This window comes from Aeromonas sp. s1(2024), assembly GCF_040908005.1.
In the GTDB taxonomy this organism is placed as follows: Bacteria; Pseudomonadota; Gammaproteobacteria; order Enterobacterales; family Aeromonadaceae; genus Aeromonas; species Aeromonas caviae.
Genome location: NZ_JBFOCW010000085.1, coordinates 1 through 20,326 on the forward strand (window position 1 = coordinate 1; position 20,326 = coordinate 20,326).

The window sequence follows — 20,326 nt, forward strand, 5'->3', positions numbered from 1 at the left end:
ACCATCGGCCACGTTGACCACGGTAAAACCACCCTGACCGCCGCCATCACCAACGTGCTGGCCAAGCACTTCGGTGGTAAAGCTTTCGCCTTCGACCAGATCGACAAGGCACCGGAAGAGCGTGAGCGTGGTATCACCATCAACACCTCCCACGTAGAATACGACACTGCAACCCGCCACTACGCCCACGTAGATTGCCCGGGTCACGCCGACTACGTTAAAAACATGATCACCGGTGCTGCCCAGATGGACGGCGCAATCCTGGTAGTAGCAGCGACTGACGGCCCGATGCCGCAGACTCGTGAGCACATCCTGCTGGGTCGTCAGGTAGGCGTTCCGTACATCATCGTGTTCATGAACAAGTGCGACATGGTAGATGACGAAGAGCTGCTGGAACTGGTCGAGATGGAAGTTCGCGAACTGCTGTCCGAGTACGACTTCCCGGGTGATGACCTGCCGGTAGTCCGTGGTTCCGCACTGAAAGCGCTGGAAGGCGAAGCTCAGTGGGAAGAGAAGATCCTGGAACTGGCTGGCCACCTGGACACCTACATTCCGGAGCCGGAGCGTGCCATTGACCAGCCGTTCCTGATGCCTATCGAAGACGTCTTCTCCATCGCAGGCCGTGGTACCGTAGTAACCGGTCGTGTAGAGCGCGGTATCGTCAAGGTTGGTGAAGAAGTGGAAATCGTTGGTATCAAAGATACCACCAAGACCACCTGTACCGGCGTTGAAATGTTCCGCAAACTGCTGGACGAAGGTCGTGCAGGTGAGAACGTTGGCGCACTGCTGCGTGGCGTGAAGCGTGAAGACGTAGAGCGTGGTCAGGTACTGGCCAAGCCGGGCACCATCAAGCCGCACACCAAGTTCGAATCTGAAGTGTACGTGCTGTCCAAGGAAGAAGGTGGTCGTCACACTCCGTTCTTCAAGGGCTACCGTCCGCAGTTCTACTTCCGTACTACCGACGTGACCGGTACCATCGAACTGCCGGAAGGCGTAGAGATGGTCATGCCGGGCGACAACATCAAGATGGTTGTTACCCTGATTGCCCCGATCGCGATGGACGACGGCCTGCGTTTCGCCATCCGTGAAGGTGGCCGTACCGTAGGTGCTGGTGTTGTAGCCAAAGTTATCGCTTAATCTTGGCTTACATAAATAAAGCAAAGCCCCTATAATAGGGGCTTTCTTATGCAGGGGCGTAGTTCGAATTGGTAGAACAGCGGTCTCCAAAACCGATGGTTGCGGGTTCGAGTCCTGCCGCCCCTGCCATATACCTCGTCTCGTACGGGGCTTTTGTGTCTTTGGTTACGTCAGATACAGGTGGGTTGTATGAGTGTTAGTTCTGAGGGTCAGGGCGGAAGCAAGGATACCCTGCTTTGGGGCCTGGTTTTCATCATCCTGGCGGCCGCTGTAGTGGGCAATTACCTGCTGAGCGACGTTATTGCTGCCGTCCGCGCCCTGGGTGTGGTCGTTGTCATCGCTGCTGCCGGTGCAGTGGCCCTGCAAACCACCAAGGGCAAGGCAACACTGGCGTTTGCCCGTGAGTCTCGCCTGGAAGTCCGCAAGGTCGTATGGCCGACCCGTCAGGAAGCCATTCAGACAACCCTGATTGTGCTGGCGGTGACTGCCGTGATGGGGCTGCTGCTGTTCGTGTTGGACGGCGCCTTGGTCTGGTTGGTCAACCTGATTACCGGTGTGTAAGGATAAGCCATGACTGAACAACGTGAACAGCGTATGAGATGGTATGTCGTGCAGGCATTTTCCGGCTACGAAGGCCGTGTTGCCAAATCCCTGCGTGAACATATCAAGATGCATGGCATGGAAGAGCTGTTTGGTGAAGTGCTGGTCCCGACCGAAGAAGTGGTCGAGATGCGTGCTGGCCAGAAGCGCAAGAGTGAGCGCAAATTTTTCCCGGGATACGTCCTGGTCCAGATGGTGATGGATGAAACCACATGGCACCTGGTACGCAATGTACCACGTGTAATGGGTTTCATCGGCGGTACCTCCGATCGCCCTGCTCCTATCTCCGATAAGGAAGCGGATGCCATCCTCAATCGTCTGCAAGATGCCCACGACAAGCCGCGTCCGAAAACCCTGTTTGAACCGGGTGAGATGGTCCGGGTTGCCGATGGTCCGTTCGCCGACTTCAACGGTACCGTTGAAGAGGTGGACTACGAAAAGAGCCGCGTGAAGGTCTCCGTACTGATCTTCGGCCGCTCAACGCCGGTAGAACTGGATTTTGGTCAGGTCGAAAAAGGCTGATTAATCTCTGTACGTTTAACGGTTGTCAGGGGCAGCGATTATCTCTATAATTCGCTGCCCCTTTATTTGTTGGGGAGCCGTTTGCAGGAGCATGTCTCCGAGGCGTTAGAACCCATTTTTGAGGTATTTTTGTAATGGCTAAGAAAGTCACAGCTTATATCAAGCTGCAAGTTAAGGCTGGCAGTGCTAACCCCAGCCCTCCCGTTGGTCCCGCTCTGGGTCAGCACGGCGTGAACATCATGGAATTCTGTAAGGCGTTCAACGCCCGTACAGAAAAGCTGGAAAAAGGTTCTCCGACTCCGGTCGTGATCACCGTTTACAGCGACCGTTCCTTCACCTTCGAAACCAAGACTCCGCCCGCTTCCTTCCTGCTGAAGAAAGCCGCTGGTATCCAGTCTGGTTCTGCCAAGCCGAACAAAGACAAGGTTGGTAAGGTGACTGTGGCTCAGCTGCAAGAAATCGCCAAGACCAAAGAGCCGGATATGACTGGTGCCGATCTGGATGCAAAAGTACGTTGCATCGCCGGTTCCGCTCGTTCCATGGGCCTGGTAGTGGAGGAGTAAGACAATGGCTAAACTGTCCAAGCGTATGCGCGTTATTCGCGAAAAAGTTGACGGTACCAAAGAGTACTCCATCAACGAAGCCATTGCCCTGCTGAAAGAACTGGCTACTGCCAAGTTCGTTGAAAGCGTTGACGTTGCCGTTAACCTGGGTATCGATGCTCGTAAATCCGATCAGAACGTACGTGGTGCAACTGTACTGCCGCACGGTACCGGTCGTGACATCCGTGTCGCCGTGTTCACCCAGGGTGCCAACGCCGAAGCCGCCAAGGCTGCCGGTGCTGAACTGGTTGGTATGGACGACCTGGCCGAGCTGGTCAAGAAAGGCGAGATGAACTTCGACGTCGTCATCGCATCCCCGGATGCCATGCGTGTTGTTGGTCAACTGGGTCAAATCCTGGGCCCGCGCGGTCTGATGCCGAACCCGAAAGTGGGTACCGTCACTCCGAACGTAGCCGAAGCCGTCAAGAACGCCAAGGCTGGTCAGGTTCGTTACCGTAACGACAAGAACGGTATCATTCATACCACACTGGGCAAGGTCTCTTTCAACGAAGTTCAGCTGAAAGAAAACCTGGAAGCGCTGCTGGTTGCCTTGAAGAAGGCCAAGCCGTCCTCCGCCAAGGGTGTATTCATCAAGAAAGTCAGCATCTCCACCACCATGGGTGCCGGTGTTGCCGTAGACCAAGCTTCCCTGGAAGCTCAGGCCTAATTGATGGGTTTTACAAGGCGCAAAATTTAATCTATAATTTTGCGCCTTGATTGGTTGGGGGTTTCGACCTCCGTCCAAGACCGCAGGAGGCCGCAAAGCCTTAATTCTTCCTGCGTAGACGGTGCCGGAAACCCAGCGAGAAAGATTCTTTCTCTTCTGGAATCCTGCTACCGCATCGTTCCCCTCTGTTGTAAAGGTAGGGGGGATGTGTCAGTACTGGGTCAACAGACCCGGATTCAATCCAGGAGTTAAGCCAATGGCATTGGGACTCGAAGACAAAAAGGCAATTGTTGCTGAAGTCAACGAAGCTGCCAAAGGCGCTCTTTCTGCAGTTGTAGCCGATTCTCGCGGCGTCACTGTAGAGAAGATGACCGTCCTGCGTAAGACCGCTCGTGAAGCTGGTGTGTACATGCGCGTTGTGCGTAACACCCTGCTGCGTCGCGCGGTAGAAGGTACCGAATACGAGTGCCTGAACGACGCATTTACCGGTCCTACCTTGATTGCTTTCTCTAACGAACACCCGGGCGCTGCCGCTCGTCTGTTCAAAGAGTTTGCCAAAGCGAACCAAAAGTTCGAAATCAAGGCTGGCGCTTTTAACGGTGAGTTTATCGCCGCAGCACAAATTGATCGTCTGGCCACGCTGCCGACTTACGAAGAAGCAATTGCGAAGTTGATGGCTACCATGAAGGAAGCCTCTGCTGGCAAACTGGTTCGTACTATCGCTGCTGTTCGCGACCAGAAACAAGCTGCTGCTTGATTCTCGCCTATCTAGGCTGTTTGAGTTTATTCAACATCAGGAATTTTTGTCATGTCTATCACTAAAGACCAAATCATCGAAGCCGTTGCTTCCATGTCCGTAATGGAAGTTGTTGAGCTGATCGAAGCTATGGAAGAGAAGTTCGGTGTTTCTGCCGCTGCTGCCGTCATGGCCGGCCCGGCTGCTGCTGAAGCAGTAGAAGAGAAGACCGAGTTCGACGTAGTTCTGACTGCTGCTGGCGCCAACAAAGTTGCCGTCATCAAGGCCGTTCGTGGCGCTACCGGTCTGGGCCTGAAAGAAGCCAAGGACCTGGTAGAAGCTGCTCCGACCAATCTGAAAGAAGCCGTGTCCAAGGACGAAGCTGAAGCTCTGAAGAAAGAGCTGGAAGCTGCCGGTGCTTCTGTTGAGATCAAATAATCTGCATTTATGTAGATTAGCCTGATAAAACAGGCTAAGGCTGGTGAATCTTTATTCACCAGCCTTTTTGCGCTGTAGACTGAGAGTATTTCACACCGTTCACGACTCTCGGTGCACCAGCAATCCGGACCGCCTCATCGTCCGGGCCAACACAAAACGGTGTTGAGACAGAGCTGTCCCGTGGGGACAGAGTGGGTCACTTATCAGCGAGCTGAGGAACCCTATGGTTTACTCTTATACCGAAAAAAAACGCATACGTAAGGACTTCGGTAAGCGAGACCAGGTACTGGACACGCCTTATCTGTTGTCCATTCAGCTGGACTCCTTCAAGCAGTTCATCGAGGCTGACCCGGAAGGTGAGTACGGCCTAGAAGCCGCCTTCCGTAGCGTTTTCCCGATCACCAGTTACTCCGGTAGTGCTGAGCTTCAGTATGTCAGCTATCGCCTGGGTGAGCCGGTATTTGACGTAAAAGAATGCCAGATCCGTGGAGTGACCTACTCCGCGCCGCTGCGTGTCAAGCTTCGTATGGTTCTGTACGACCGTGAAGCAGCTGCCGGCACCGTCAAAGACATCAAGGAACAAGAAGTTTACATGGGCGAAATTCCGCTCATGACCGAAAACGGCACCTTTGTCATCAATGGTACCGAGCGGGTCATCGTCTCCCAGCTGCACCGCAGCCCGGGCGTCTTCTTCGACCACGATAAAGGCAAAACACATTCATCCGGTAAGGTGCTTTATAACGCTCGCGTTATCCCCTACCGTGGCTCCTGGCTGGACTTCGAGTTCGATGCGAAAGACAACCTGTTTGTCCGTATCGACCGTCGTCGTAAACTGCCAGCCTCCATTATTCTGCGCGCCCTGGACTTCAGCTCCGAAGAAATCCTGGCCACCTTCTTCGAGACCATCGGTTTCGAAGTGAAAGATGGCAAGTTGATGATGGATCTGGTGCCCGAGCGCCTGCGTGGCGAGACCGCGACCTTCGACATCATTGCCAATGGCGCCGTGGTGGTCGAGACCGGTCGTCGTGTCACTGCCCGTCACATCCGTCAGCTGGAAAAAGACGGCATCACTCAGATCGAGGTGCCGGTAGAGTATGTTGTTGGCAAAGTTGCAGCCAAGAACTATGCACATCCGCAGACTGGTGAAATGGTCGTGACTGCCAACCAGGCCCTGAGCCTGGAAGCAGTTGCCAACCTGTCCCAAGCCGGCTTCAAGCACTTCGAGGTTCTGTTCACCAACGAACTGGACCACGGTGCCTACATGTCCGAGACCCTGCGTATCGACTCCAGCTCCAGCCGCCTGGAAGCTCTGGTCGAGATCTATCGCATGATGCGTCCGGGCGAGCCGCCCACTCGCGAAGCGGCCGAACAGCTGTTCGAGAACCTGTTCTTCTCGTCCGAGCGTTACGACCTGTCTACCGTAGGTCGGATGAAGTTCAACCGCCGTCTGGGTCGTGAAGACGAGACTGGCGTTGGCGTGCTGACCAAGGACGATATCGTCGAGGTCATGAAGCGCCTGATCGACATCCGTAACGGTAACGACGAAGTGGACGATATCGACCACCTGGGTAACCGTCGTATTCGTTCCGTCGGTGAAATGGCCGAGAACCAGTTCCGTGTCGGTCTGGTCCGTGTCGAGCGTGCGGTGAAGGAGCGCCTGTCTCTGGGCGATCTGGACACCCTGATGCCGCAGGATCTGATCAACGCCAAGCCGATCTCCGCAGCGGTCAAAGAGTTCTTTGGTTCCAGCCAGCTGTCCCAGTTCATGGACCAGAACAACCCGCTGTCCGAAGTGACCCACAAGCGCCGTATCTCCGCGCTGGGCCCGGGCGGTTTGACCCGTGAGCGTGCCGGTTTCGAAGTTCGAGACGTACACCCGACCCACTACGGTCGTCTGTGTCCCATCGAAACGCCGGAAGGTCCGAACATCGGTCTGATCAACTCGCTGTCCGTGTATTCCCGCACCAACGAGTACGGTTTCCTCGAGACCCCGTACCGCAAGGTGATCGACGGTGTGATCACCGACGAAGTGGATTACCTGTCTGCGATTGAAGAAGGCAAGTACGTGATCGCACAGGCCAACGCCGCGACCACCGAAGATGGCCGTCTGAAAGATGAATTGATCCCGTGCCGTCACAAAGGTGAATCCACCTTTATGAACGCCGACCAGATCCAGTACATGGACGTGAGCCCGCAGCAGATCGTCTCTGTGGCAGCGGCCCTGATCCCGTTCCTGGAACACGATGACGCGAACCGCGCATTGATGGGTTCAAACATGCAACGTCAGGCTGTACCGACCCTGCGCGCTGACAAGCCGCTGGTAGGTACCGGTATGGAACGCGCAGTGGCCGTTGACTCCGGTGTGACCGTAGTGGCCAAGCGTGGCGGCATGATCGACTACGTCGATGCCTCCCGTATCGTTATCAAGGTCAACGAAGATGAGCTGCTGCCTGGCGAAGCCGGCATCGACATCTACAGCCTGACCAAATACACCCGTTCCAACCAGAACACCTGTATCAACCAGCGTCCGTGCGTGATGTTGGGTGAGCCGGTGATGGCGGGCGACGTGCTGGCTGACGGCCCGTCCACCGATCTTGGTGAACTGGCGCTGGGTCAGAACCTGCGCGTCGCGTTCATGCCGTGGAACGGTTACAACTTCGAAGACTCGATCCTGGTGAACGAGCGTGTTGTTCAGGAAGATCGCCTGACCACCATTCACATCCAGGAACTGGCCTGTATCTCCCGTGACACCAAGCTGGGTCCGGAAGAGATCACTGCTGACATCCCGAACGTGGGTGAAGCCGCTCTGTCCAAGCTGGACGAGTCCGGTATCGTCTACGTGGGTGCCGAAGTGAAGGGTGGCGACATTCTGGTCGGTAAGGTAACGCCGAAAGGTGAAACCCAGCTGACTCCGGAAGAGAAGCTGCTGCGCGCCATCTTCGGTGAGAAGGCGTCCGACGTGAAGGACTCTTCCCTGCGTGTACCGAACGGTGTGTACGGTACCGTGGTTGACGTGCAGGTCTTTACCCGCGATGGCGTGGAAAAAGACAAGCGCGCCAAAGAAATCGAAGAGATGCAGTTGAAGGAAGCGAAGAAGGACTTGACCGAAGAGTTCAAGATCCTGGAAGACGGCATTTTCGGCCGTTCCCGCAACCTGCTGCTGGCCGCCGGTTACAGCGAAGATCGTCTGAACAAGCTCGATCGTTCCAAGTGGTTTGAGCTGGCCATCGAAGATGAAGCCAAGCAAATCGAGCTGGAGCAGATCGCTGAACAGCACGTTGAGCTGAAGGCCGAGTTCGACAAGAAATTCGAGAACAAGCGTCGCAAGATCATCCAGGGCGATGACCTGGCGCCGGGCGTACTGAAGATCGTCAAGGTCTATCTGGCCGTCAAGCGTCGCATCCAGCCGGGTGACAAGATGGCGGGCCGTCACGGTAACAAGGGTGTTATCTCCAAGATCTGTCCGGTCGAGGATATGCCCCATGACGAGTACGGCCGTCCGGTCGACATCGTACTGAACCCGCTGGGTGTACCGTCTCGTATGAACATCGGTCAGATCCTCGAAGTGCACCTGGGCCTCGCGGCCAAGGGCATCGGCGAGAAGATCGACCGCATGATCAAAGAACAGCGCGAGCTGCACGAGATGCGCGAGTTCCTGCAACAGGTCTATGACCTGGGCGAGAAGGACTCCCAGCAAGTGAACATTGCCGAACTGTCTGACGACGACGTGCGTACCCTGGTGGGTAACCTGCGTAAGGGTCTGCCGGTGGCTACACCTGTCTTTGATGGTGCCAAAGAGCGCGAAATCAAAGCCTTGCTGAAGCTGGCCGATCTGCCGGAATCCGGTCAGATCTCCCTGTTCGACGGTCGTACCGGTAACGCCTTCGAGCGCAAGGTCACCGTGGGTTACATGTACATGCTGAAGCTGAACCACCTAGTAGACGACAAGATGCACGCGCGTTCTACCGGTTCCTACAGCCTGGTTACCCAGCAGCCGCTGGGTGGTAAGGCGCAGTTCGGTGGTCAGCGGTTCGGTGAGATGGAAGTGTGGGCCCTGGAGGCTTACGGTGCGGCATATACCCTGCAGGAAATGCTGACCGTCAAGTCTGACGATGTGAACGGCCGTACCAAGATGTACAAGAACATCGTGGATGGCGACCACCGTATGGAGCCGGGCATGCCCGAATCCTTCAACGTATTGCTGAAGGAAATCCGCTCTCTGGGTATCAACATCGAGCTGGACGAAGAGTAAGAGCTCGCTCTTATTGTTCGAGAATTGACGTGGGCGCCCCGCTGTTTCGGCAGCCGGGGCGCCGAGGTTAGACTCCTGACAGGGGAAACACGTGAAAGACTTACTCAAGTTTTTGAAGGCTCAGACCAAGACCGAAGAGTTTGACAGTATCAAGATCGGTCTGGCCTCTCCTGACATGATCCGCTCCTGGTCATTCGGTGAGGTCAAAAAGCCTGAGACCATCAACTACCGGACTTTCAAGCCGGAGCGTGATGGTCTGTTCTGCGCCCGTATCTTCGGACCGGTGAAGGACTACGAGTGTCTGTGCGGCAAGTACAAGCGCCTGAAACACCGTGGTGTGATCTGCGAGAAGTGCGGTGTAGAAGTGACCCAGACCAAGGTCCGTCGTGAGCGCATGGGCCACATCGAGCTGGCCAGCCCGACTGCCCACATCTGGTTCCTGAAGTCCCTGCCGTCCCGTATCGGTCTGCTGCTGGACATGACCCTGCGTGACATCGAGCGCGTGCTGTATTTCGAATCCTATGTAGTGATCGAACCCGGCATGACCAACCTCGAGCGCAGCCAGATGCTGTCCGAAGAGAACTATCTGGACGCACTGGAAGAGTGGGGCGACGAATTCGACGCCAAGATGGGTGCCGAGGCCATTCTGGCCCTGCTGCGCGCCATCGATCTGGAAGGTGAAGTCAAAGCCATGCGTGAGGAGCTGGATCAGACCAACTCCGAGACCAAGCGCAAGAAGACCACCAAGCGTCTGAAGCTGATGGAAGCCTTCCTGCAATCCGGCAACAAGCCGGAGTGGATGATCATGACAGTGCTGCCCGTGCTGCCGCCGGACCTGCGTCCGCTGGTACCGCTGGACGGCGGCCGTTTCGCGACCTCCGATCTGAACGATCTGTACCGTCGCGTGATCAACCGTAACAACCGCTTGAAGCGTCTGCTGGATCTGGCTGCGCCGGACATCATCGTGCGCAACGAAAAGCGCATGCTGCAAGAGTCCGTGGATGCCCTGCTGGACAACGGCCGTCGTGGTCGTGCCATCACCGGTTCCAACAAGCGCCCGCTGAAATCCCTGGCCGACATGATCAAGGGTAAGCAAGGTCGTTTCCGTCAGAACCTGCTGGGTAAGCGTGTCGACTACTCCGGTCGTTCCGTTATCACCGTAGGTCCGACCCTGCGTCTGCATCAGTGCGGTCTGCCGAAGAAGATGGCACTGGAACTGTTCAAGCCCTTCATCTACGGCAAGCTGGAATCCCGCGGTCTGGCGACCACGATCAAGGCCGCCAAGAAGATGGTGGAGCGCGAAGAAGCCGTCGTTTGGGACATCCTGGACGAAGTGATCCGCGAACACCCGGTTCTGCTGAACCGTGCACCGACCCTGCACCGTCTGGGTATCCAGGCGTTTGAACCGACCCTGATCGAAGGGAAGGCCATCCAGCTGCACCCGCTGGTTTGTGCTGCGTATAACGCGGACTTCGACGGTGACCAGATGGCGGTCCACGTACCGCTGACCCTGGAAGCCCAGCTGGAAGCGCGCGCCCTGATGATGTCCACCAACAACATCCTGTCGCCTGCCTCCGGTGAGCCGATCATCGTTCCTTCCCAGGACGTGGTCTTGGGTCTGTACTACATGACCCGTGCCCGTATCAACGCCAAGGGCGAAGGTATGGTGCTGTCCGGTCCGAAAGAGGCCGAGAAGGTCTACCGTGCCGGTCTGGCCGACCTGCATGCTCGCGTCAAGTGCCGCATCACCGAGTACGTGAAGAACGAAGCCGGTGAGCTGGTTGCCAAGACCGAGATGAAGAACACCACCGTTGGTCGTGCGATCCTGAGCCTGATCCTGCCCAAAGGCATGGAGTACGCGCTGATTGACGAGCCCAAGGTACTGACTGCTGCAGAGCAGGCTGATCTGGACGCCAACCCGCAGAACTGGATCAAGTGCGTCTCCAACAAGGCGCTGGGCAAAAAGCTCATCTCCCGTCTGCTGAACACCTGCTATCGCAAGCAGGGCCTGAAGGATACCGTCATCTTCGCTGACCAGCTGATGTATACCGGTTTCCACTACGCGGCCCTGTCCGGTGCCTCTGTTGGTATCGATGACATGGTCATCCCGGATGCCAAGAAAGACATCATCGCTGCTGCAGAAGCCGAAGTCGCCGAGATCCAGGACCAGTTCCTGTCCGGTCTGGTGACCGCGGGCGAACGCTACAACAAGGTTATCGATATCTGGGCCAGCGCGAACGATCGCGTCTCCAAGGCCATGATGGACAACCTTTCCAAGGAGCGTAACGTCAACTCCCTGGGCGATGAGGAAGAGCAAGCCTCCTTCAACAGCATCTTCATGATGGCCGACTCTGGTGCGCGGGGTTCCGCCGCCCAGATCCGTCAGCTGGCCGGTATGCGTGGCCTGATGGCGAAGCCGGATGGCTCCATCATCGAAACGCCGATCGTGGCGAACTTCCGTGAAGGTCTGAACGTACTGCAGTACTTCATCTCCACTCACGGTGCTCGTAAAGGTCTGGCGGATACCGCGCTGAAGACAGCGAACTCCGGTTACCTGACCCGTCGTCTGGTTGACGTGGCCCAGGACATGGTGATCACCGAGGACGATTGCGGCACTACCGACGGTCTGTGGATGACTCCGCTGATCGAGGGTGGCGACGTGGTCGAGCCGCTGCGTGAGCGCGTGTTGGGTCGTGTGGTGGCCGAAGACGTGATCAAGCCGGGTACCGAGGATGAAGTGCTGGTAGCGCGCAACACCCTGCTCGACGAGCAGCTGTGTGACCTGCTGGAGCGCAACTCCGTCGACCGCGTGAAGGTACGTTCTGCCATCACCTGTGAGACCGACTTCGGTAACTGTGCTCACTGCTACGGCCGTGATCTGGCCCGTGGTCACCTGGTTAACAAGGGTGAGGCTGTCGGTGTTATCGCCGCTCAGTCCATCGGTGAACCGGGCACCCAGCTGACGATGCGTACCTTCCACATCGGTGGTGCCGCATCCCGAGCGGCTGCCGAGAGCAGCATCCAGGTGAAGAACACCGGTAGCATCAAGTTGCAGAACGCCAAGTTCGTTCTGAACAACTCTGACAAGCTGGTTATCACCTCCCGTTCTACCGAGCTGACCATCATGGACGAGATGGGCCGTACCAAGGAAAGCCACAAGCTGCCTTACGGTTCCGTGCTGGAAGTGAAGGATGGCGAAGCGGTGAACGCCGGTGATACCGTCGCGAACTGGGACCCGCACACCCACCCGATCATCACCGAAGTGGCGGGTCGCCTGCACTTCGAACACATGATCGACGGTGTGACCATCACTCGTCAGACCGACGAGCTGACCGGTCTCTCTTCCATCGTCGTGCTGGATGTCAACGAGCGTCCGAGCGCCGGTAAAGAGATGCGTCCGACCGTGAAACTGGTCGATCTGAACGGCAAGGATGTGATGATCCCGGGCACCGACGTTCCCGCCCAGTACTTCCTGCCGGGCAAGGCGATCGTGAACCTGGAAGATGGTGCCAACGTGGGCGTGGGTGATGCGGTTGCGCGTATCCCGCAAGAGTCCAGCGGTACCAAGGACATCACCGGTGGTCTGCCGCGCGTTGCGGATCTGTTCGAAGCACGTCAGCCGAAAGAGCCGGCCATCCTGGCCGAGATCTCCGGTACCATCTCCTTCGGGAAAGAGACCAAGGGCAAACGCCGTCTGGTCATCACCCCGACCGATGGTGGCGAGATCTACGAAGAGATGATTCCGAAATGGCGTCACCTCAACGTGTTCGAAGGTGAAAAAGTTGAGAAGGGTGAAGTGCTGGCGGACGGTCCCGAGTCTGCTCATGACATCCTGCGTCTGCGCGGTATCAGCCCGGTCGCCAACTACATCGCCAACGAAGTGCAGGACGTTTACCGTCTGCAAGGCGTTAAGATCAACGACAAGCACATCGAAGTCATCGTGCGTCAGATGCTTCGCAAGTGCGAGATCCTGAGCGCTGGCGACACCGACCTGATCGAAGGTGAGCAGGTTGAAGTGGCCCGTGTGAAGATTGCCAACCGTAAACTGGTTGCCGAAGGCAAGACCCCGGCTACCTACCGTCATATCCTGATGGGTATTACCAAGGCATCTCTGAGCACCGAGTCTTTCATCTCCGCAGCTTCCTTCCAGGAGACCACCCGCGTGCTGACCGAAGCGGCCGTGGGTGGCAAGCGTGATGAACTGCGCGGCCTGAAAGAGAACGTGATCGTGGGTCGTCTGATCCCGGCTGGTACCGGCTTTGCCTACCACCACAGCCGCATCAACCAGCGTGCCGCCGCAGCCCGTGCTGTCGGTGTGCCGCAGGTGACTGCCGATGAAGCTCAGCAAAACCTGGCGGATCTGCTCAACGCAGCCGGCAGTTTTGACGAAGAGTAATCTTCCGCTGCAGTGATCGAAAAGGGCCCCTTCTAGGGGCCCTTTTTTTATTTCCCATCCGGCGCCCAGCGTGCACTGGGCTGGGGCAGGGGGATGATCCAGTGCAAGGTTATAGAGCAAAAAATCAAAAAAAGTTGACATTGCCCCGTCGCAACTGAAAACTCGGGAAAGTTGAATGGGTATTACAGGGGTAGAACATGGCTGTCGGTATCGAGGAAGTACTGCTTCCCGAAGAGCAACTGAGCGGTCGCGCTTTTACAGACGAAGACAGGGAGCTGTTGCGTTCATATGGGGGCCTTATCGAAGGCCTGGCCGATCTGTTCGGCAAGCACTGCGAGGTGGTGCTCCACTCCCTGGAAAATCTGCATGAGTCCGTGATCCAAATAGCGAATGGTTTCAATACGGGTCGAACTCTGGGGGCGCCGATCACCGATCTCGCCCTGCGGATGCTCAAGGATATCGAGAGCACGGGTCAGGATCACACCCAGAGTTATTTTGCCCGCAGTCGGACCGGTGCCTTGATGAAGTCGAGCACCATCGCCATCCGTAACCGCGACAAGCAGGTGATCGGCCTTATCTGCATCAACCTGCACATCAATGCACCTTTCCACGAGTTCGTGGCCGAATTCTTCCCGACGCCACAGCAGGTGGAGCGGCAATCACCGGAGACCTTCGCCAACAGCGTCGAAGAGCTGGTTGCCCAGACGGTGGACAACACCATCGACGAGGTCAATCGTGATCCCTCCGTGGCCAACAATGCCAAGAACCGTTTTATCGTGACCCAGTTGTTCGAGAAGGGCATATTTGATATCAAGGATTCGATCAACCTGGTCGCCGACAAGCTGAATATTTCCAAACATACCGTGTATCTCTACATCCGACAGCGCAAGCAGGGTGAAGAAGAGAGCGAGTAAGCGCCATAGATAGGGGATAGATAACAATGGCTAAAGAAGTGATTGCAACCGACAAGGCGCCTGCCGCAATTGGCCCTTATGTCCAGGCTACCAAGCTGGGTGAGCTGGTCTTTACCTCCGGGCAGATCCCGCTCGATCCGGCCACCATGGACATCGTTGCCGGTGGCATCGAGGCTCAGGCAGAGCAGGTGATGAAGAATCTGGTCGCAGTCTTGAAAGCCGCAGGGGCCGATACCAGCAAGGTACTGAAGACCACCTGCTTCCTGAGTGACATGAACAACTTCGTGGCCTTCAACCAGGTGTATGCCCGCTACTTTGGCGAATCCGCTCCGGCACGTTCCTGCGTGGAGGTCGCTCGTCTGCCCAAGGATGTGCTGGTCGAAGTCGAAGCCATCGCTTACGTCTGAGCCTGTTTCATTGCAAAAGCCCCTCCCAGGAGGGGCTTTTGCGTCTATGAGGTAGAATGGATGCACCGCTGTGCAGGAGTGCGATCATGAGTCTGAATTTTGCTCTGCTGGTCACCGGGCCCGCCTATGGCACCCAGACGGCCAGCACGGCCTATCGTTTTGCCCTGAGTCTGGTCGAGCAGGGACACCGCTTGTCCCACCTCTTCTTCTATCAGGAGGGGGTGTGCAATGCCAATGGCCTCCATACGCCAGCCAGCGATGAGACCGACCTGGTGGCGTTGTGGCGCGAGTTGGCCATCCAGCAGGGCATCCGTATCGATGTGTGTGTGGCTGCGGCCATGCGCCGTGGCGTGCTGGATGAGCAGGAGGCCAAGGGAATGGGACGGGAGCATTTCAATCTGGAAGCACCATTCTGCCTGAGCGGGCTCGGTCAGTTGGCGGAAGCCGCACTGACCGCTGATCGCTTCGTTCAGTTCTAGGGGGACAAAATGACCAGAATAGCGTTTATCTCACGGCGTGGTCCCCATGGTTCGGCGAGTGGTCGGGAGGGGCTGGATGCTCTGCTGGCCACCTCTGCATTGACGGAGTCCCTGGCACTCTTTCTGGTGGGGGATGGCGTAATGCAACTGGTGAGGGAGCAATCACCACACGCCATATTGCAGCGTCACTACGCCCCGACCTTCAAGATGCTGGAACTGTATGACATCGAGGAGATCTATGTCTGTGCGGTGTCACTGGCTGAGCGAGGACTGACGGCGGCGGATCTGCTAATCCCAGTTATTCCGCTCTCTCCTGCGGAAATTCGCCGTAGCTGGGCGGGTTTCACCACCCACATCTGCTTCTGAGGTGTCCGTGATACAGCTGATATTGAACTCTCCCTTCATGAGCCAGGATCTCGAGTTGGCGTTGCGTTACCGCATGGAAGGGGATCTGGTGGTGTTGATGCAGGATGCCGTGATGGCGGCGGCTGCCCCCGGGTGGTGCGAGCGCTTGGCAGACGTCCCCCTTTACGTCATGAAGGAAGACCTGCAAGCGAGAGGCTTGTCATCCGGGATCGGGATGGAACTCGATATGCCGGGTTTGATCAGGTTGATCGCCGAGCACGGATCACCGCAGACCTGGGGCGGTTAGACTTGGTTTTCCTTTTTATCTCAGTTGCTTAGCATAATGTCATTCGACTGTCATTTGCCATTTCGGTGTGCAAATTGTATAAATCTTGACTCCCCAGACAACAGGGCATAAAATTTCGCGTCCCCGTATCTGCGGGGAGGATTTTTCACACGTTTATGAAGTCATTATCAGGAGCCTTTTGATGGCAACTATTAACCAGTTGGTTCGCAAGCCACGCATCAAGCTCGTTGTGAAAAGCAACGTGCCGGCGCTGGAAGCGTGCCCTCAGAAGCGTGGTGTATGCACCCGTGTATACACCACCACCCCGAAGAAGCCTAACTCTGCACTGCGTAAAGTATGCCGTGTACGTCTGACCAACGGCTTCGAAGTCACCTCCTACATCGGTGGTGAAGGTCACAACCTGCAAGAGCACTCTGTTGTTCTGATCCGTGGCGGTCGTGTAAAAGACTTGCCAGGTGTTCGTTATCACACCGTTCGTGGTGCGTTGGACTGTGCCGGTGTTAAAGACCGTAAGCAGGCTCGCTCCAAGTACGGCGTGAAGCGTCCGAAAGCTTAATGGTTCTCCGTTAAGTAAGGCCAAACGTTAATTCGTTTCTAGTTAGATAACTTTCTAGTTTTGGGTAACCCCTGAAGTTACGGAGAATTTGAAATGCCAAGACGTCGTGTTGTTGGTCAGCGTAAAATCCTGCCGGATCCCAAGTTCGGATCTGAGCTGCTGGCTAAATTTGTCAACGTAGTAATGGTTGACGGTAAGAAATCTGTTGCAGAAGCCATCGTTTATGGCGCCCTGGACATCATTGCCACCAAATCTGGCAAAGAGCACCTGGCCCTGTTCGAAGTCGCTCTGGACAACATTCGTCCGGCGGTCGAGGTTAAATCTCGTCGCGTCGGTGGTGCAACCTATCAGGTGCCGGTAGAAGTTCGTCCGGTACGTCGCAATGCTCTGGCAATGCGCTGGTTGGTTGATGCCGCTCGTAAACGTGGTGAAAAATCAATGGCTCAGCGTTTGGCTGGCGAGCTGCTGGATGCCGCTGACAATAAGGGTTCGTCTGTCAAGAAACGTGAAGACGTTCACCGTATGGCTGAAGCGAACAAGGCCTTCGCTCACTTCCGCTGGTAATCCGCTTGCGCAGGGTCTTATGACTCTGCGCACCTTTAATTATCTGGGGACAAGCGCCCTAGTAAGAGGATGACAATGGCTCGTACAACCCCCATTGAGCGTTATCGTAATATCGGTATCTCCGCTCACATCGACGCCGGTAAGACTACTACTACCGAGCGCGTTCTGTTTTACACCGGTGTAAGTCACAAGATCGGTGAAGTTCACGATGGCGCCGCCACCATGGACTGGATGGAACAGGAACAAGAGCGTGGTATCACCATCACCTCCGCCGCGACCACCGCTTTCTGGTCCGGTATGGGTAAACAGTTCCAACCGCACCGTATCAACATCATCGATACCCCGGGCCACGTTGACTTTACTATCGAAGTAGAGCGTTCCATGCGTGTTCTGGATGGCGCCGTGATGGTGTACTGTGCCGTAGGTGGCGTACAGCCCCAGTCTGAAACCGTATGGCGTCAGGCTAACAAGTACAAGGTTCCCCGTATCGCGTTCGTCAACAAGATGGACCGTACCGGTGCCAACTTCCTGCGCTGCGTTGAGCACATCAAGACCCGTCTGAAAGGTAACCCGGTTCCTCTGCAACTGAACATCGGTTCCGAAGAGAACTTCAAGGGCGTTATCGACCTGGTCAAGATGAAAGCCATCAACTGGAGCGAAGCTGACCAGGGCGTATCCTTCGACTACGAAGACGTCCCGGCTGAGTTGCTGGAACAGGCGCAAGAAATGCGCATGAACCTGGTTGAAGCCGCTGCTGAAGCGTCTGAAGACCTGATGGAAAAATACCTGGGTGGTGAAGAACTGACTGAAGAAGAGATCAAGAAAGCTCTGCGTCAGCGTGTTCTGAACAACGAAATCATCCTGGTTACCTGTGGCTCCGCGTTCAAGAACAAGGGCGTACAGGCCATGCTGGATGCCGTGGTCGAGTACCTGCCGGCTCCGACCGACGTTGCTGCTATCGACGGTCTGAAGCTGGATGGCGAGACCAAGGACGAGCGTCACGCTTCCGATGACGAGCCGTTCTCTGCTCTGGCATTCAAGATTGCTACCGACCCGTTCGTGGGCAACCTGACCTTCTTCCGTGTTTACTCCGGTGTGGTCAACTCCGGTGACTCCGTGCTGAACTCCGTTAAAGAGAAGCGCGAGCGTTTCGGCCGTATCGTTCAGATGCACGCCAACAAGCGTGAAGAGATCAAAGAAGTTCGCGCAGGCGACATCGCTGCTGCCATCGGCCTGAAGGACGTCACCACCGGTGACACCCTGTGTGACGAAAGCGCACCGATCATCCTGGAGCGTATGGAATTCCCGGAACCGGTAATCTCCATCGCCGTTGAGCCGAAATCCAAGGCTGACCAAGAGAAGATGGGCCTGGCTCTGGGCCGTCTGGCTCAGGAAGATCCGTCCTTCCGCGTATGGACCGACGAAGAATCTGGCCAAACCATCATCGCCGGTATGGGTGAGCTGCACCTGGACATCATCGTTGACCGTATGCGTCGCGAGTTCAAGGTAGAAGCCAACGTAGGTAAGCCGCAGGTTGCCTACCGTGAAACCATCCGCAACACCGTCAAGGATATTGAAGGCAAGCATGCCAAGCAGTCCGGTGGTCGTGGTCAGTACGGTCACGTCGTTATCGACATGTACCCGCTGGAAGAAGGCAAAGCCTACGAATTCGTCAACGACATCAAGGGTGGCGTGATTCCGGGCGAATTCATCCCGGGTGTTGACAAGGGTATCCGCGAGCAGCTGAAGTCCGGCCCGCTGGCAGGCTATCCGGTAATGGATCTGGGTGTACGTCTGCACTTCGGTTCCTACCACGATGTCGACTCTTCCGAGCTGGCGTTCAAGATCGCTGCTTCTCTGGCGTTCAAGGCTGGCTTCATGAAGGCCAACCCGGTACTGCTCGAACCGATCATGAAGGTCGAAGTCGAGACTCCGGAAGACTACATGGGCGACGTGATCGGTGACCTGAACCGTCGTCGCGGCCTGATCGAAGGCATGGAAGATGGCCCGTCCGGCAAGATCGTACGTGCGCTGGTGCCGCTGGCCGAAATGTTCGGTTACGCCACCTCCCTGCGTTCTGCTACCCAGGGTCGTGCTTCCTACGCCATGGAATTCGCCAAGTATCACGATGCCCCGACCAACGTCGCCCAGGCCGTGATCGAAGAGCGCAAATCCAAGTAATTTAAGATTCCCCGCCTACGACGGTAGGCGGGTTTAACCTAGAAGGACTACGTCGTGTCTAAAGAAAAATTTGAGCGTAATAAACCGCACGTAAACGTCGGCACCATCGGCCACGTTGACCACGGTAAAACCACCCTGACCGCCGCCATCACCAACGTGCTGGCCAAGCACTTCGGTGGTAAAGCTTTCGCCTTCGACCAGATCGACAAGGCACCGGAAGAGCGTGAGCGTGGTATCACCATCAACACCTCCCACGTAGAATACGACACTGCAACCCGCCACTACGCCCACGTAGATTGCCCGGGTCACGCCGACTACGTTAAAAACATGATCACCGGTGCTGCCCAGATGGACGGCGCAATCCTGGTAGTAGCAGCGACTGACGGCCCGATGCCGCAGACTCGTGAGCACATCCTGCTGGGTCGTCAGGTAGGCGTTCCGTACATCATCGTGTTCATGAACAAGTGCGACATGGTAGATGACGAAGAGCTGCTGGAACTGGTCGAGATGGAAGTTCGCGAACTGCTGTCCGAGTACGACTTCCCGGGTGATGACCTGCCGGTAGTCCGTGGTTCCGCACTGAAAGCGCTGGAAGGCGAAGCTCAGTGGGAAGAGAAGATCCTGGAACTGGCTGGCCACCTGGACACCTACATTCCGGAGCCGGAGCGTGCCATTGACCAGCCGTTCCTGATGCCTATCGAAGACGTCTTCTCCATCGCAGGCCGTGGTACCGTAGTAACCGGTCGTGTAGAGCGCGGTATCGTCAAGGTTGGTGAAGAAGTGGAAATCGTTGGTATCAAAGATACCACCAAGACCACCTGTACCGGCGTTGAAATGTTCCGCAAACTGCTGGACGAAGGTCGTGCAGGTGAGAACGTTGGCGCACTGCTGCGTGGCGTGAAGCGTGAAGACGTAGAGCGTGGTCAGGTACTGGCCAAGCCGGGCACCATCAAGCCGCACACCAAGTTCGAATCTGAAGTGTACGTGCTGTCCAAGGAAGAAGGTGGTCGTCACACTCCGTTCTTCAAGGGCTACCGTCCGCAGTTCTACTTCCGTACTACCGACGTGACCGGTACCATCGAACTGCCGGAAGGCGTAGAGATGGTCATGCCGGGCGACAACATCAAGATGGTTGTTACCCTGATTGCCCCGATCGCGATGGACGACGGCCTGCGTTTCGCCATCCGTGAAGGTGGCCGTACCGTAGGTGCTGGTGTTGTAGC

Annotated in this window: 18 protein-coding genes and 1 tRNA gene; all 19 read left to right on the top strand. The window is 56.4% G+C overall.

Going from position 1 to position 20,326, the window contains the following annotated elements; genetic code table 11:
• The coding region (tuf, locus tag AB5Y70_RS20375) for an elongation factor Tu (RefSeq protein WP_017788708.1) at window positions 1-1,137 on the top strand (1,137 nt) is incomplete at its 5' end.
• Between the two features lie 52 nt (window positions 1,138-1,189).
• Window positions 1,190-1,266, top strand: a tRNA-Trp gene (locus AB5Y70_RS20380).
• Between the two features lie 60 nt (window positions 1,267-1,326).
• Window positions 1,327-1,698 (top strand): preprotein translocase subunit SecE, encoded by a 372-nt coding sequence (secE, locus tag AB5Y70_RS20385; protein ID WP_010675960.1) that lies wholly within the window; start codon window positions 1,327-1,329, stop codon window positions 1,696-1,698.
• A gap of 9 nt (window positions 1,699-1,707) precedes the next feature.
• Complete coding sequence (gene nusG / locus AB5Y70_RS20390; RefSeq protein ID WP_010675959.1) at window positions 1,708-2,259, top strand: transcription termination/antitermination protein NusG; 552 nt, start codon at window positions 1,708-1,710, stop codon at window positions 2,257-2,259.
• 134 nt (window positions 2,260-2,393) lie between these two features.
• Window positions 2,394-2,822, top strand: a complete 429-nt coding sequence (gene rplK / locus AB5Y70_RS20395) for a 50S ribosomal protein L11 (protein WP_005306313.1) — start codon at window positions 2,394-2,396, stop codon at window positions 2,820-2,822.
• 4 nt (window positions 2,823-2,826) lie between these two features.
• Entirely contained in the window at window positions 2,827-3,528 is a 702-nt protein-coding gene (rplA, locus tag AB5Y70_RS20400) for a 50S ribosomal protein L1 (protein WP_010675958.1), read from the top strand.
• 256 nt (window positions 3,529-3,784) lie between these two features.
• Window positions 3,785-4,285, top strand: coding sequence for a 50S ribosomal protein L10 (gene rplJ / locus AB5Y70_RS20405; RefSeq protein WP_042016252.1), 501 nt, complete (start codon window positions 3,785-3,787; stop codon window positions 4,283-4,285).
• A gap of 51 nt (window positions 4,286-4,336) precedes the next feature.
• A complete protein-coding gene (gene rplL / locus AB5Y70_RS20410; RefSeq protein ID WP_010675957.1) occupies window positions 4,337-4,702 on the top strand; it encodes a 50S ribosomal protein L7/L12 in 366 nt (121 codons plus the stop codon).
• Between the two features lie 223 nt (window positions 4,703-4,925).
• Entirely contained in the window at window positions 4,926-8,954 is a 4,029-nt protein-coding gene (rpoB, locus tag AB5Y70_RS20415; RefSeq protein WP_010675956.1) for a DNA-directed RNA polymerase subunit beta, read from the top strand.
• A 91-nt stretch (window positions 8,955-9,045) separates the two neighbouring features.
• Window positions 9,046-13,350, top strand: a complete 4,305-nt coding sequence (gene rpoC, locus AB5Y70_RS20420) for a DNA-directed RNA polymerase subunit beta' (RefSeq protein WP_010675955.1) — start codon at window positions 9,046-9,048, stop codon at window positions 13,348-13,350.
• Window positions 13,351-13,547: 197 nt separating this feature from the next.
• Window positions 13,548-14,264 carry a transcriptional regulator gene (locus tag AB5Y70_RS20425; protein ID WP_043153909.1) on the top strand — a complete coding sequence of 239 codons (717 nt, stop codon included), beginning with the start codon at window positions 13,548-13,550 and terminating at the stop codon, window positions 14,262-14,264.
• 26 nt (window positions 14,265-14,290) lie between these two features.
• Window positions 14,291-14,671 (top strand): RidA family protein, encoded by a 381-nt coding sequence (locus tag AB5Y70_RS20430; protein ID WP_010675953.1) that lies wholly within the window; start codon window positions 14,291-14,293, stop codon window positions 14,669-14,671.
• A gap of 86 nt (window positions 14,672-14,757) precedes the next feature.
• Complete coding sequence (tusD, locus tag AB5Y70_RS20435; protein WP_043153907.1) at window positions 14,758-15,150, top strand: sulfurtransferase complex subunit TusD; 393 nt, start codon at window positions 14,758-14,760, stop codon at window positions 15,148-15,150.
• A 9-nt stretch (window positions 15,151-15,159) separates the two neighbouring features.
• Window positions 15,160-15,516 carry a sulfurtransferase complex subunit TusC gene (tusC, locus tag AB5Y70_RS20440; protein ID WP_029314860.1) on the top strand — a complete coding sequence of 119 codons (357 nt, stop codon included), beginning with the start codon at window positions 15,160-15,162 and terminating at the stop codon, window positions 15,514-15,516.
• Between the two features lie 7 nt (window positions 15,517-15,523).
• Window positions 15,524-15,802 (top strand): sulfurtransferase complex subunit TusB, encoded by a 279-nt coding sequence (tusB, locus tag AB5Y70_RS20445; protein WP_043153905.1) that lies wholly within the window; start codon window positions 15,524-15,526, stop codon window positions 15,800-15,802.
• A gap of 181 nt (window positions 15,803-15,983) precedes the next feature.
• Window positions 15,984-16,358: a 30S ribosomal protein S12 gene (gene rpsL / locus AB5Y70_RS20450; protein ID WP_005306278.1), complete on the top strand. Its 375-nt coding sequence runs from the start codon at window positions 15,984-15,986 to the stop codon at window positions 16,356-16,358.
• A 93-nt stretch (window positions 16,359-16,451) separates the two neighbouring features.
• Window positions 16,452-16,922 (top strand): 30S ribosomal protein S7, encoded by a 471-nt coding sequence (rpsG, locus tag AB5Y70_RS20455; protein ID WP_010675949.1) that lies wholly within the window; start codon window positions 16,452-16,454, stop codon window positions 16,920-16,922.
• Between the two features lie 75 nt (window positions 16,923-16,997).
• The gene (gene fusA, locus AB5Y70_RS20460; RefSeq protein WP_010675948.1) at window positions 16,998-19,103 is read left to right on the top strand and encodes an elongation factor G; all 2,106 of its coding nucleotides are present in this window, start codon (window positions 16,998-17,000) and stop codon (window positions 19,101-19,103) included.
• A gap of 54 nt (window positions 19,104-19,157) precedes the next feature.
• Window positions 19,158-20,326: elongation factor Tu (tuf, locus tag AB5Y70_RS20465; RefSeq protein WP_202041923.1), on the top strand; the 1,169-nt coding region annotated here is incomplete at its 3' end.

Excerpts from the sequence above, each read along its gene's own strand:
- tusC (WP_029314860.1), top strand. The coding sequence starts at position 15,160 with ATGACCAGAATAGCGTTTATCTCACGGCGTGGTCCCCATGGTTCGGCG.
- nusG (WP_010675959.1), top strand. The coding sequence starts at position 1,708 with ATGACTGAACAACGTGAACAGCGTATGAGATGGTATGTCGTGCAGGCA.
- rplL (WP_010675957.1), top strand. The coding sequence starts at position 4,337 with ATGTCTATCACTAAAGACCAAATCATCGAAGCCGTTGCTTCCATGTCC.
- rpsG (WP_010675949.1), top strand. The coding sequence starts at position 16,452 with ATGCCAAGACGTCGTGTTGTTGGTCAGCGTAAAATCCTGCCGGATCCC.
- rplK (WP_005306313.1), top strand. The coding sequence starts at position 2,394 with ATGGCTAAGAAAGTCACAGCTTATATCAAGCTGCAAGTTAAGGCTGGC.
- AB5Y70_RS20425 (WP_043153909.1), top strand. The coding sequence starts at position 13,548 with ATGGCTGTCGGTATCGAGGAAGTACTGCTTCCCGAAGAGCAACTGAGC.
- tusD (WP_043153907.1), top strand. The coding sequence starts at position 14,758 with ATGAGTCTGAATTTTGCTCTGCTGGTCACCGGGCCCGCCTATGGCACC.
- secE (WP_010675960.1), top strand. The coding sequence starts at position 1,327 with ATGAGTGTTAGTTCTGAGGGTCAGGGCGGAAGCAAGGATACCCTGCTT.
- AB5Y70_RS20430 (WP_010675953.1), top strand. The coding sequence starts at position 14,291 with ATGGCTAAAGAAGTGATTGCAACCGACAAGGCGCCTGCCGCAATTGGC.
- rplJ (WP_042016252.1), top strand. The coding sequence starts at position 3,785 with ATGGCATTGGGACTCGAAGACAAAAAGGCAATTGTTGCTGAAGTCAAC.
- rpoB (WP_010675956.1), top strand. The coding sequence starts at position 4,926 with ATGGTTTACTCTTATACCGAAAAAAAACGCATACGTAAGGACTTCGGT.
- rpsL (WP_005306278.1), top strand. The coding sequence starts at position 15,984 with ATGGCAACTATTAACCAGTTGGTTCGCAAGCCACGCATCAAGCTCGTT.
- rplA (WP_010675958.1), top strand. The coding sequence starts at position 2,827 with ATGGCTAAACTGTCCAAGCGTATGCGCGTTATTCGCGAAAAAGTTGAC.
- fusA (WP_010675948.1), top strand. The coding sequence starts at position 16,998 with ATGGCTCGTACAACCCCCATTGAGCGTTATCGTAATATCGGTATCTCC.